The following is a 12,123-nucleotide window of genomic DNA, read 5'->3' as shown; positions in this document are numbered from 1 at the left end:
CGGAAATCCGTGTTCTGGCATTGGAAGACCGCAATCGCTGCGTAGCGGACATAGCGATTCGTAGTCGCTACTGTATTTATAGCAATTAGCGATTTACCAGTAAGCGCTAGGACCTATATGAACTAATACTCTATGTGAGCCAAACCCGTTCTTGTCGCATCAGCCAGCGCAAGGTCTGCCAGCGCAGTAATCAGCTGCGGATGCACAAACCGGTATCCCTGGCTCAGCGCGATACGCGGCACGGCAGACTGCCCGTCCATCAGCAAGGTGGCCATTTCTCCCAGTAGGACCCGTATCAGTAGCCCCGGCATGCGCATCCAAGCACGTCGGCCAAACGACGCAGCCAGGGACTGCGCAAACGCGGCCTGCGTCACCGCATCAGGCGCCACGGCATTGACGGGGCCTTGCAGGGTTTGGTGCGCCATCGCAAACCGCACCAGCCCCACCGCATCGGCCAGATGAATCCACGGCGCAGGTTGGCGACCATGCCCCAGCACGGCCCCCAAGCCCAGGCGGGCGGCCAGTGCCTGCATCGGGTACGCGCCACCGCCGTGCCCCAGCACCACGCCAAACCGCATGCGCACCACCCGCACGCCCAGGGCTTCGGCCCGCCGTGCTTCGTGTTCAATGGCCGCGCACAGGTCGGACTGGAACTCGCCCGGGCGGGGCGGGGCGGTTTCGTCTAACGGCTCCATCGACGCGTTGGGCGATGCGCCGTAGAAGCCGACGGCTGATGCGCTGACCAAAACGCGCGGAGCCTTTTGCAGGCGCCGCATCAGGCTGACGACGGCCACGGTGGTGTCGACCCGGCTTGCCAGCAGTTGGCGTCTGCGCGCCGCTGTCCACGGCATGCCCAGCACGCGGGCGCCTGACAGGTTGACTACGGCGTCGATGGACGTTTCAGACGGGATGGCGTCCAGGGTGTCCACCACCCACACGCCGGGGCCAAAGCTGGCGCGGGCCTGCAAGGCGTCGCGGGTCAACACGATCACCCGCTGGCCGTCGCGCACCAGGTCGGCCACCAGGGCGCTGCCCACAAAGCCGGTGGCGCCGGTGACCAGGGTGGCTGGCTGGGGTTGGAGGCCACGGGCATGCAGTGCACGGGGCTGTGCGGGTGGGGCCGTGCGGTAGAGCTTGATGGCGGCCAGCGTGTTGCGCACGCTCCAGGCCCACACGCCGACGGCGTAGGCCGTGAACAACCACGACACCCAGCCGTGCGGGGCCAGCACCATGGCGGTGGGTTGCTGCACCCAGGCCCATAGCACCGGGGCGACGAGGCCCAGGAAGAGGCCGTAGCTGATGGTCAGCACCGTGTGCAGCACGCGCTCGAACGGCGGCAGGCGGCGGGTGCGGTCTTCTTCCAGAAAGTCGGCCAGGGTAATGCCCAGCTCGATCAGCAGCAGGGCCGCGAGCACGGTGGCAAAGGCGCCGCGCCATTCAAACCAGGCCAGGCCGACAAAGACGACGCCGTAGATGGCTTCGCGCGCGGCGTGGAGCGAGAGTTCGTACCGCGCGGAAGTGCGCTGCGGCAGCCGGGCTTCAAGCTCGTGGTGCCACAGGTTGTCAAACGCGCCCAGGGCGGCCTGGATGGAAAGCAGCAGAAAGATGGTGTTCATGGCGGTCATGGTGTGAAGGCCTCAGTGGGTAGAAGAATCGGTGACAGCGGGGTCGGTGGAGTCGTCGGTAACGGGATCGATGAGGGGATCGGTAAACACGCCGGATTGGTGGAAGGTTTCGCCCCACAGCGGGTGCACCATGCTCAGCGTGAAGCGGAACTGGCCTGCGCCCAGGTCGGTGTGGGCGACGCGGCAAGTGCCGGGGGTCAGCAAGGTCGGCACGGGGATGCGCAGGCCTGCCAGCACCCACCAGAAGCAGCGGCTGCGGAACACGAGTGCGCCGTCTTCTTCCAGCACGTCCAGCGACATGGCCAGGCCGCCGTCGGTGCGTTCCAGCAGGGTGCCGTCGGTGCCGAGCTCCTTGGTGGATCGCACGGTGCGGTCTGCGCCGTGGTGGGCGCCGTTATTGGTGTCCGTGCCAGTGTGAAAGCGCCGCTCCCACACCACACCGCCGCGCCCGTTGTGGCTGACGTTCACGGTGGCGGGCAGGGCGGTGGTGTTGATGTGGGTCAGCGGGCCGCCCCAGGGCCGGGTCAGCGCGGCGTAGATGTGGCCGATGAGCGAGCAGCGCAGGTCCATGTGGCCGTGGTAGCTCACGTCGGCGTGTGCGGTGCCAAAGCGGCGTTGCACGGCGGCTGGTAGGCGTGCCCAGGCTGCGGCGCCGGCCAGGGCGGGCAGGTCAAGTACCGGGCTGGGCTGCGCTGGGTTGGCGGTGCAGTGGCGGGGCGCTGGGGTGAAAAGGGCAAACATGGCGGGCTTTGCAAGAGTGGCGGTTGCACTCTCTGTTGCGAAACCTGGGCCAGCCTCAGCGGCCGCTGCAAGTGGTTGATTTCATTGAAATTTGCTTGCAGACCTGCATACTTGGTTTACAGTGCGCGCAGCCCCCACAGTTAACCCCAGGAACAGGTCACGCCATGATCACCACCACTGTCTGCGCATGCTGATCCACGCCGTCCTCGGGTTTTCGGTGCTCGAAACGCTGGTGCTGTCAGCCCTGCTGCTGGCCTGGGCCGACCGCGTGGCGGGGGCCCGGTTGCTGGCGGCGTTTCTGATCGGCATTTCGCTGTGGATGGTGGGCAACGAGCTGCCCAACTGGCTGGGGCCGGAGACCGAACCGGTGGCGATACGCTTGCTGGCTACGGCGCCGTTCACCTCTGCGCTGTTCTTTCATTTCTGCACGGTGTTTTGCCGTGTGGACCTGGGGCGCTGGGGCGTTGCGGCCGCCTATGCGCTGGGTGGGGGCGCCTCGGTGGTCTCCGTCATCCTTGTGCCAGGGCATTGGATAGAGCACCGCGACATCGGGTTGATTGCAGTGGCCGATCCGGTGGGCACCATCGCCAGCATGGCCTGGGTCATCTTGGGCATTGGCGGTGTGGCGGTGCTGCTGCTGGCCTTGCTGCGGGCACGCCGGTCGGGTGATGGGCAGAAGTTTCGGCAGATCGCCGCCGTCACCGCGTCGTGCCTGTGGGGCCTGCTGTGCCTGGCGGGCTACGGCATTGCGGTGCTGGATTTGCCGATTTACCCGTTTCCGCTGCTGGGCCTGCCGCTGTACTCGCTGATTCTGGTCTACGGCATCTTGCGTTATGGCGTGTTTGTGGCCAACGCCTGGGCACGCCGCGCGCTGGTATGGGCGCTGCTGTTGGCGCTGGGGGCGGTGGTGCTGGCGCTCACGCCGCTGCTGCCGTTTGAGTCGCGCTGGCTGGGTGGGCTGGCGGTAGCGGCCAGTGTGCTGGCGCTCAACGGCCCGGTGCGCCGTGTGGCCGAGCGGCTGGTCTACCCGGGGGGCGAGGTGTCGATTGCCGACCTGGGTGCGTGGCGCAGCGCGCTGCTGTCGGCCGAGACGCCCGAGGCCCTGGCGCAGCAGGCCGCCACGCTGCTGAGTGCACGCATTGGCACGCAGGTGGAGGTGCAGATTGGCGCTCCATCCGCATCAACAACACCCTCAACGTCATCGCCGCCATCAGCGCTACCCGGCAGCACCCCGCAGCTGGTGTGCACCCCCGGCGAGCAAGGCTGGCAAACCACGCTGCACGGCTGGGACGCCGCACCGCCCGGGCCGCGCCATGTGGCCGAGCTGTTTGGCACGGTGGTGGCTGAGGCGGCGGCGCGCGTGGAGCAGGCCCAGCAGTTTGCCGCTCGTGAACGCGAGCGCCAGTTGCAGGCGCGGCTGGCCGAGCTGGGCGCGCTGGCCGCCACGGTGGCGCACGACATCCGCAACCCGCTCAACATCATCTCCATGGCCGTGGCCGCCGCGCCCAGTGACACGCGGCGCGAGGTGGCCGACCAGGTGGCGCGCATTGCCAACCTGACGCACGACCTGCTGGACTTTGCCAAGCCCTGGAAGCTGGTGCCCCGTGAGCTGGACCTGGCCGCCCACGTGCGCAACGCGGCCCAGCGCCTGCCCGATGTGAGCCTGGGCGCGGGCCTGGCCCAGCCGCTGGTGCTGCAGGCCGACCCGCGCCGCGTGGACCAGGCGCTGACCAATTTGCTGGAGAACGCGCGCATCGCGATGGCGTCTGAGGCCTTGGATACCGATGCCGGGGGCGTTGAAACAGCGGCCGCAACCCACAGCCCCGTGCACATCGATGCAGAAACCACCGACAACGCCGTGCTGCTGCACATCTGCGACGCCGGCCCCGGCGTGCCCGATGAAATCCGTAGCCGGCTGTTCGAGCCCTTTGCATCGCGCAGCCCTGGTGGCACCGGGCTGGGCCTGGCCATCGTGGCCCGCATCATGGCCGCGCATGGTGGCTCGGTGGCGCTGACCGAGCGGCCACCTTGGAGCACCTGTTTCACGCTGCGCTTTCCTTTGACGACGACACAACGCCTGCCATGACAGCCAACACCACAGACAACGCAGCCGACGCCCAGCCAGGTGCAGAGCAAGACGCCGCGCCAGCGGGCGAGCCGATGAGCGGCCATGTCAGCGGCCATGTGCTGCTGGTCGATGACGAGGCGGCCTTTCAGCGGCTGGGCGGCGCCTTTTTGCGCAACCTGGGCCATACCGTCACGCTGGCGGGCGATGGGGACCAGGCCCTGGCAGCATTTGCCAAACAACAGCCCGAGCTGGTGCTGCTGGACCTGGCCATGCCCCCGCACATGGACCCGGAGATCGGCCTGGAGCTGATCCCGCGTTTTGCGCGCGTGCCGGTGGTGGTATTGACCGGCCACGGCGACCACGCGCTGGCCCTGCGCGCCACCGAGTTGGGCGCCTGGGACTTTTTGACCAAGCCCATCGACCCCGACATGCTGCGGTTTGTGGTGGCACGCGGGCTGCGCAAGGCGCGGCTCGATGCCGAACTGGCAACCCTGCGCGCAGGGCAGTCGCTGGACGACTTGGGGCTGGTGGGGCAGGCGGCGGCCACGGTGCAACTGCGCGCCCTGGTACGCCGCGTGGCGCCCACCCACGTCAGCGTGCTGGTGCTGGGCCCTACAGGCACCGGCAAAGAACTGGTGGCCCGCGCCTTGCACGCCTGCAGCGCGCGCCGCAGCGAGGCCTTTGTCGCCATCCACTGCGGCGCCCTGTCGGCCGAGCTGCTGGAGAGCGAGCTCTTCGGGCACATGAAGGGCAGCTTCACCGGCGCCTACCGCGACCAGCCCGGCCTGGTGGAGGCCGCGCACGGCGGCACGCTCTTCCTGGACGAGGTGGGCGAAATGCCGCCACCCATGCAGGTCAAGCTGCTGCGCTTTTTGCAAGAGGGCACTTTTGTGCCCGTGGGCGGCCGTGTGCCAAAACGTGCCGACACCCGCGTGGTGGCCGCCACCCACCGTGACCTGGAGGCCATGGTGCGCGACGGCTCCTTCCGCGAGGATCTGTTTTACCGACTCAAGGGCGTGGTGCTGCGCACCCCGTCCCTGGCCGAGCGGCCCGCCGACATCCCGCTGCTGGCCACGCGTTTTCTGCACCGCGTGGCGCACCGTGCCAGCCTGTCGGCCAGCGCCCTGGCGTGGCTGATGGCGCGCGAGTGGCCGGGCAATGTGCGCGAACTCAAAGCCGTGGTGGAGTCTGCCGGGGCACTGCTGATGCCCGACCAGCGCGAGGTGGATGCTGAGCTGCTGCAACTGGCCAGCGGCGATATGCCAGACGCGAGCGACACCGCAGCGAACCTCAAAACCACCCCACTGGCCCCGCCTGGCAGCACCGGCCCGCTGGACGCCGCGCTGATGGAGCTGGAAGTGCGCATGGTGCGCGACACCATGGCGGCGGTGGCGGGCAATCAGTCGGAGGCGGCGCGGCGGCTGGGGATTTCGCGGGTGGGGTTGATCAAGAAGCTGACGCGGCTGGGGTTGAAGTGAGCCTGCGAGGTTGACCACGGCTACGGCACCGTGACGCACGATTTCGGCGGCAGTGCCTGATGCGAGACGGGGCCGTAAAGGGCGCTCTCTAAGGCGATGAATTGCCATTGCTATATTAAATATAGCAATAGAGCCATATAAATAAAGCGCTAGGTAGCAATTTTGTTGGATTTTTACGGTGAGCACACGTTGTGCTTCACCGTTGCCACCGCTTGCCGCCGCGTCCGCCATGGGCTTTCCGGCCTGTCTGCCCGGACAGGCGGGTCAGCGCCCGGTTCCCTCCTGCGCCTCAGCGTCGGCACTGCGAGAGCCCACACCAGCACCCACCGCCATGACGCCCAGCCCGGCGCCGCCTGCGCTGGCCCCGTCACCACCCTCGCCGCCACCACCTCCACCGCCGCGCCCGCCACCAGACTCGGCCTTGCCGGCCGCTCCCGCGCGCCTGCCTGCGGCACCGCCCGCACTGCCGGCCGGGCGCAGTGGGCCCTGGTTGGGAATGGCCACCGACGCGGGAATCGGCTCCAGGTCCAGCGCCGCGCGGATGAAGTGGCGCAGGGACATGACCAGTTGCGCGGTCTCGATGCTGCGCCCCGCCACCATGTCCTGCGCGGCGCGGGCGGCCAGCTCGACCTGTTCTTCGGTGCCAAGCAGGATCACGTCGGACAGCGCGGCCTCCACCGCATCGCGCATGCGGCGCTGGCGTTCGGTGCTGGCCAGTTCGGGGGTGGGGGCCAACGCCTCGGCATCAAGGGCGTCAAGGGCTTCGGTGTCCGATGGGTCCACCACTGGCACCTGCTCGCCACCGCGTTGCACCTGCTGGCGCCGCAGGTCGCGCATGTGCGTGGGGTGCACCTGCAGTTGCCCGGTGAATGAACCGCCCAGCGTCTTGTAAGCGGCGATCAGTGTCTTGAGCCGCTCGTTGATTTGGCGGTTTTCTCGTTCCCGGCGCTTCTGGATGGTCTGCATGAAGACCAGCCGCGTACCCACCATGACCAGGGTGGCCACCAGCAGGCCCATCAGTGTGGTGAGCAAGGTAGACCAGGAACTGAAGTCGATCAGGTTGCGCATGGGGGGCGGCGGTGCGGGCAAGCCGCAGGGGTGGAGAGGCATCCATCCTAGCGGCGGCAGGCTGATTTGCCCTGTAGGCCGGAGCCCAACGGTGGCGCACCGTTGCCAGCCTCGACTGTGGCAGCACGAACTACGCGGGTTGAGTCGCCGCACCCTCCGGCAGCTTCGCAATCACTTTGATCTCAAACTGAAAGCCATACAGCCAGGTCACGCCAATGCCCGTGAGCGTGGGGTGCGGCGCATTGCCCCAGTATTCGCCCACCACTTCCCAGGCGGCCTCGAAGTGCTTTTCTGGGTCCACGATGAACACCGTCACATCGATCACGTCGTCAAACGTGCAGCCAGCGGCCTGCAGGATCGCGTTGAGGTTGTCGAACGCCAGCCGCACCTGGGCTTGGTAGTCGGGCTCCGGCGAGCCATCGGGACGGCTGCCCACCTGGCCCGAGACGAAGAGGAAACCGTTGGAGCGGATGGCGGGCGAGTAGCGGTTCTTTTCGTAGAGCGCCTGGCGCCCGGGTGGAAAGACCACGTCGCGAGGGGATGTGTGCGTCGATGCCATGGGGGTGTTTTCCTTTCGGTAGGCCGCAGGGGCCTTGGGTTGTTGTTGAAAGGAATTTATCGGCGTACCCCCGGCAGATAAACGGGCAAGCCTGTCCATCACTGTTTGTAAACTCCAAACAATCTTTGACGAGGCAGGAGCGCCATGGACCGGTTCGATGCAATGCAGGCGTTTGTGCGGGTGGTCGAATCGGGCAGCTTCACCAAGGCGGCCGACACGATGCACGTGAGCAAGACCACGGTGACGCAGCTGGTGCAGCAACTGGAGGCGCGGCTGCGCGTGAAGCTGCTGCACCGCACGACACGGCGGGTGCAGGTCACGGCCGATGGGGCCGTGTACTACGAGCGCGCGGTGCGGCTCTTGGCCGACATGGACGATGCCGAGACCAGCCTGTCGAGCGCGTCAGCCGCGCCCCGGGGCCGCTTGCGGGTGGATGTGCCCAGCCCGCTGGCCCGGCTGATCCTGGTGCCGGCCCTGCCGGACTTTCATGCCCAGTACCCCGATATTCAGCTCGACATGGGCGTCAGCGACCGCATGGTGGATCTGATCGGCGACAACGTCGATTGCGTGGTGCGCGGGGGTGAGATTCAGGACCAGTCGTTGATTGCGCGGCGTGTGGGTGACCTGCAGCTGGGCGTGTACGCGGCGCCCAGCTACCTGAGTCGTGCAGGCAGCCCTGTACACCCGCACGAGCTGGAGGATTCGCACCACCGCGTGGTGGGCTTTTTGTGGTCGAGCACGGGCAAGACGTTTCCGTACGCCATGCGGCGTGGCGCCGAGGAAATTCAGGTGCAGGGCCGCTATGTATTGGCGGTCGACGACGGCAACGCCTACCTCGCGGCCGGGCTGGCCGGCATGGGTGTTCTTTGGCTGCCGCACTACATGGCCCGCCCGCACCTGGGCAGCGGCGAACTGGTGCCCCTGCTGGAAGACTGGGCGCTCGACCCCATGCCGCTGTACGTGGCCTACCCGCCCAATCGTCATGTCAGCGCCAAGGCGCGGGTGTTCATCGACTGGGTGGCAGCTCTGATGGCAAAGCATGCGCCGCCGGTGCGCCCGCCGGGCAAGCGGCCCAGCGGGGCTGCGGACTGAACACCACCGCCCATGCAGGTCAAGCTGCTGCGCATTTTGCAAGAGGACACTTTTGACGCTGCCTTGCCTTGGCACCACGGCGGCCATGGAGAAGGGCGCTCAGTTTTCATGGTCGCTGGGTGCCGCGCTGCGTCAGGGCTAAGGTTGCCCGAAGCTCAACATCACTTGATGCGCCTCTGCCTCCACGCTCAACATCCAGTAGCGTCCATCAATCAGGGCCAGGGCAGGGGTGATGTTGCTTAAAAGCTGCTCGCCGTCAGCTGCATCCACATCACCAGGAAGGTACTGGCGTTGTGTTGTGTCGCCAAGGGTCTGCTGGGTGATGCTGCGAAGTGCGTTGTCATCGTGCGGCACGACCAGCAACACCTGGCTGTCAGTGGGCTGTGCGGCAGCCGCTACGGCTGCTGACGTCCACGCGACGCTTTTGTCGATCAGGCGGATGGGCTCGTTGCCGTAGAAGTAGAAGTTTCTAGCGGGGTCGTTGTCGCTGACCCAGATGGAGTACACACTGCGTCCGCCATGGGCGCGGAAGTACACGAAAGCACCCTCGCGCGTGCAGGCAGCGCAAGGCTGTTCATCTGTCATTGCTGCGTAGCCCTGGCCCGTCTGAACCGGTGTGTTTCCCAACCACTTGGTTTCCTTTTCAAAGCGCCATGCGTAGTAGAGGTCACTGGACCGATATCCCTTGAAGAACAGCACGAGGTGGCGTGCGTTGGGCAGTGAAACTGCACAAGGGGCGCGATCGGTTTTGGCGGCACTGCCGTTGACTTGCACGGTGCCATGTTTCATCCAACGGTCGCCGTTCCATTGCAGCCACTGTAGACAGCCCTCGAAGTCGGCATAGAAGCAATGCAGCACGTCGCCATGAACAACCAGTGTCGCAGGGGTGGATGTCTGCACCGGGTCGCCGGACACCTTCAGCAGTTGAAAGTCGGTCCACTGCGTGCGGTGGCGCCCGATCAAAAACTGGTTTCCTTGTTTGACGCACACCCACCGTTCACCCTTGAACTCGGCGATGGCAGGTGAAGACTGCGTGGTCAGCGGTTTGCCCTGACGCTCCAGCAGACGGGCTTGCACTATCCAGTTTGTGGCGCTGCCAGAACCGGTGTTTGGGCCTTTGGCCTGGCCTTTGCCGGGTGGTACGCCAATTTTTGGGGGGCGCAGCGCACCATTGAGTTCTGCCGCCAGTACCCACCAAGGCGCGACGCCTAGTATTCCCGCGCGCATCCATTCGCGCGAATTGGGGTTTGCGGTTGGGACACGGACCCGAGCCAAGGCTTCACCCGGTTTTGCGACAAACAGTGGTGAAAAATTGTCGGTAGCCTGAGGGTCGAGCGGGAGCTTGGGAAGAAGTCGCAGGTAAGTGGGAGCGGCCACGGCCTTGCCATCGGTGAACGCGCGATATACATCGGCGATAGCCGCGCGAAGGGCCGCGCGCATCACATTGCGGTTGGCCGCATTCACGGCGTCAAAGTAGCGCCCATCGCCGTAGGCGATCCAGTGGTCGCCAGCCGCATTGCTTACCCACAAACCGTTGAAACCGTCCTCGTCATGCATCGCCTTGGCGCATGCATCCGGCGCAAAGTCGATCGAATGGGTCTGAGAGCTCTGGAAGTCGTGCAGGTGACGCCGCGGCGTGCGCAGATGTCCGCTGGCGAAACCGTCGGTCAGATAGTGGCTGGCGAATGCCAGGTACGCATACGCCTTCAACAGTCCGTTGCTGCGATGCAGTCCCTGCTGGGCACTGGCTGAAGCGGCGGTCTCCATTGCTACTTGAAGACCTGCGCGGCAGACATCGTGGGCGTGGGCGCCGAAGTGGTCCCAGTTGAAGCTGGCAATCCACATGTAGCGGCCCCACAAACTGGTGTCATAGGGATAGATTTTTTTGTCCGCCCCTCCGGTGGCGACGTTGTATTGCAGGTCCCAGTGGTCGCTGTTGCGTGCGTAAGCTTCGTGGGGGTCTTCGCCCTTAGCGATCGCGTTGGCGATGGCCTGAAACTCTTCCTCCATGATTCCCAAAATCTTTTTGACCTCCTGGGGGTTTGCCTTGTCGAGCGTAGCGAAGGTTTCGCGAAACGCAGCGGGCTTGTCCGCCTGATCGGAGATGGGCTTGTGCGCAAGGGCATAAAAATCGCCAGCCAGCGCGACGATCTGGCCGAAACTCAGTCGGCAGCCGTTTTCCAGTGTGAATTCGAGATGAGCGGCATCGTGTGAGCTGCCATCCGCCAGCGTGAGCCTGAGCCCATCCACGACCGACCAGTGCTCGGCGCTACCGAAAAAAGCCACCCCTGGCCTACGTCCACCCGCAAGCGCTGTGCGCGTGCGAAAGCGCATCGGGACCTTGCGAGGCTGCTGCTGCGTCTGATCCGGACCGAGCGGTTGATTGACTTTGATGTCCATGAGGTTCTCCTGGTAGTCGGCTTGGTGGGCGCTGCTCCGCGCCTGTCAGCCGGTGTTGGGAAGAACCGAAGGCTAGCGACAGAGGGTCGCGTCGAACAGTCCAAAGCTTGCATGGGTCGTGTGCGTGGCATGAACACACGAGGTTTTTCAGGCATTCGGCTGATCACCAACCTGAAGCTGCGCATCCGACCGTTGGCCACGAATTTGGGGAATCCTTCGAGTTCGGCATGGCCATGCTGTTGGCTGCTCCTGACGGGGAAGCAGACGGCCATCACGGCCGGGCGCTGACGACCTTGGCCCCCGCCACTCGCAGGCTGGCGACAAGCTTGGCGGGCGTGGCGGCTGGCACTACCAGTGTGGCCAGCTCCTTGAGCGCCGCAATGCCGAAGGGGGAGGCGGCTCCGAGTTTGTCGATGGAGGCCAGCACCACGGTTTCTGCAGCGCGCGTGTGCAACGTGCGCTTGACGGCGGCCTCTTCAAAATCCCCGGTAGTCAACCCGGCGTCGGCATGCACACCCGTCACGCCCATCAGGTACAGGTCTGCGCGCAGCTTCATGGCGGCTTCGGTCACGCTGGCGCCCACGTTCACCATCGAATGGCGGAACAGGCGGCCGCCCAGCATTAGCACCTCTACCTGCAGGTGGTCCGCCAGCGCCACAGCCACGCTGGGGCTGTGGGTGACCACGGTGGCGCGCAGGTCCAGCGGAAGGTGTTGCACCACCTGCAGCGAGGTGGTGCCGCCGTCGAGGATCACCACCTGGCCAGGCTGCACCAGAGCCGCGCCGGCGCGGCCCAGTGCGCGCTTGTCATCGGTGGCAAGGTGCTCGCGCACCTGCAGGTTGCCCACGGCTTTTGATGCGGGCAGGGCGCCGCCGTGCACGCGCTGCAGCTGGCCCTCGGCCGCCAGCTCGCGCAGGTCGCGCCGCACGGTGTCTTCCGAAATCCCAAGTTCCTCGCTAAGGGCCTTGGCCACGATCTGGCCGTCTTGCCGCAGGCGCTCCAGGATGAGTTGTTTGCGTTGGGTAGTGAGCATGGGCTTGAAGCGGGGCAACCGTGGATCAAAACCAGGGTTGCGTGAATTTGCATGTTTGT

At 65.8% G+C, this 12,123-nt stretch carries 9 protein-coding genes; 3 read left to right on the top strand and 6 right to left on the bottom strand.

Features of this window, described 5'->3' with window-relative positions:
• Nucleotides 1-122: 122 nt before the first annotated feature.
• On the bottom strand, nucleotides 123-1,625 hold the full coding sequence (locus ACODS0_RS16695) for a TIGR01777 family oxidoreductase (RefSeq protein ID WP_488836061.1): 1,503 nt from the start codon (nucleotides 1,623-1,625) through the stop codon (nucleotides 123-125).
• 12 nt (nucleotides 1,626-1,637) lie between these two features.
• Nucleotides 1,638-2,366, bottom strand: a complete 729-nt coding sequence (locus ACODS0_RS16690; RefSeq protein ID WP_488836060.1) for a DUF4166 domain-containing protein — start codon at nucleotides 2,364-2,366, stop codon at nucleotides 1,638-1,640.
• Between the two features lie 187 nt (nucleotides 2,367-2,553).
• Between ACODS0_RS16690 and ACODS0_RS16685 the strand changes: the two genes are divergently transcribed.
• Together ACODS0_RS16685 and ACODS0_RS16680 are read left to right on the top strand one after the other, a co-directional pair.
• Nucleotides 2,554-4,452 carry a sensor histidine kinase gene (locus ACODS0_RS16685; RefSeq protein WP_488836059.1) on the top strand — a complete coding sequence of 633 codons (1,899 nt, stop codon included), beginning with the start codon at nucleotides 2,554-2,556 and terminating at the stop codon, nucleotides 4,450-4,452.
• Nucleotides 4,449-5,912: a sigma-54-dependent transcriptional regulator gene (locus tag ACODS0_RS16680; RefSeq protein WP_488836058.1), complete on the top strand. Its 1,464-nt coding sequence runs from the start codon at nucleotides 4,449-4,451 to the stop codon at nucleotides 5,910-5,912. Before ACODS0_RS16685 ends, ACODS0_RS16680 begins: the two co-directional genes overlap by 4 nt.
• 264 nt (nucleotides 5,913-6,176) lie before the next feature.
• On the opposite strand, the gene ACODS0_RS16675 is transcribed toward ACODS0_RS16680, so the two are convergent.
• Complete coding sequence (locus tag ACODS0_RS16675) at nucleotides 6,177-6,980, bottom strand: hypothetical protein (protein ID WP_488836057.1); 804 nt, start codon at nucleotides 6,978-6,980, stop codon at nucleotides 6,177-6,179.
• 130 nt (nucleotides 6,981-7,110) lie between these two features.
• Nucleotides 7,111-7,539 (bottom strand): RidA family protein, encoded by a 429-nt coding sequence (locus ACODS0_RS16670; RefSeq protein ID WP_488836056.1) that lies wholly within the window; start codon nucleotides 7,537-7,539, stop codon nucleotides 7,111-7,113.
• Nucleotides 7,540-7,683: 144 nt separating this feature from the next.
• Here ACODS0_RS16670 and ACODS0_RS16665 point away from each other — a divergent pair, with 144 nt between their 5' ends.
• A complete protein-coding gene (locus ACODS0_RS16665; protein ID WP_228895265.1) occupies nucleotides 7,684-8,631 on the top strand; it encodes a LysR family transcriptional regulator in 948 nt (315 codons plus the stop codon).
• Nucleotides 8,632-8,769: 138 nt separating this feature from the next.
• Here ACODS0_RS16665 and ACODS0_RS16660 read toward each other — a convergent pair whose 3' ends face one another.
• Both ACODS0_RS16660 and ACODS0_RS16655 read right to left on the bottom strand, forming a co-directional pair.
• Nucleotides 8,770-11,031, bottom strand: coding sequence for a hypothetical protein (locus ACODS0_RS16660; RefSeq protein ID WP_488836055.1), 2,262 nt, complete (start codon nucleotides 11,029-11,031; stop codon nucleotides 8,770-8,772).
• A gap of 271 nt (nucleotides 11,032-11,302) precedes the next feature.
• Nucleotides 11,303-12,064 (bottom strand): DeoR/GlpR family DNA-binding transcription regulator, encoded by a 762-nt coding sequence (locus ACODS0_RS16655; protein WP_488836054.1) that lies wholly within the window; start codon nucleotides 12,062-12,064, stop codon nucleotides 11,303-11,305.
• Nucleotides 12,065-12,123: the final 59 nt, after the last annotated feature.

It is taken from the genome of Acidovorax sp. FG60 (assembly GCF_057808995.1).
This window is presented reverse-complemented; position numbering and strand designations above follow the sequence as displayed.

Bases quoted from the DNA above. Each gene is read 5' to 3' on its own strand.
- ACODS0_RS16695 (WP_488836061.1), bottom strand. From the start codon at position 1,625: ATGACCGCCATGAACACCATCTTTCTGCTGCTTTCCATCCAGGCCGCC.
- ACODS0_RS16690 (WP_488836060.1), bottom strand. From the start codon at position 2,366: ATGTTTGCCCTTTTCACCCCAGCGCCCCGCCACTGCACCGCCAACCCA.
- ACODS0_RS16685 (WP_488836059.1), top strand. From the start codon at position 2,554: ATGCTGATCCACGCCGTCCTCGGGTTTTCGGTGCTCGAAACGCTGGTG.
- ACODS0_RS16680 (WP_488836058.1), top strand. From the start codon at position 4,449: ATGACAGCCAACACCACAGACAACGCAGCCGACGCCCAGCCAGGTGCA.
- ACODS0_RS16675 (WP_488836057.1), bottom strand. From the start codon at position 6,980: ATGCGCAACCTGATCGACTTCAGTTCCTGGTCTACCTTGCTCACCACA.
- ACODS0_RS16670 (WP_488836056.1), bottom strand. From the start codon at position 7,539: ATGGCATCGACGCACACATCCCCTCGCGACGTGGTCTTTCCACCCGGG.
- ACODS0_RS16665 (WP_228895265.1), top strand. From the start codon at position 7,684: ATGGACCGGTTCGATGCAATGCAGGCGTTTGTGCGGGTGGTCGAATCG.
- ACODS0_RS16660 (WP_488836055.1), bottom strand. From the start codon at position 11,031: ATGGACATCAAAGTCAATCAACCGCTCGGTCCGGATCAGACGCAGCAG.
- ACODS0_RS16655 (WP_488836054.1), bottom strand. From the start codon at position 12,064: ATGCTCACTACCCAACGCAAACAACTCATCCTGGAGCGCCTGCGGCAA.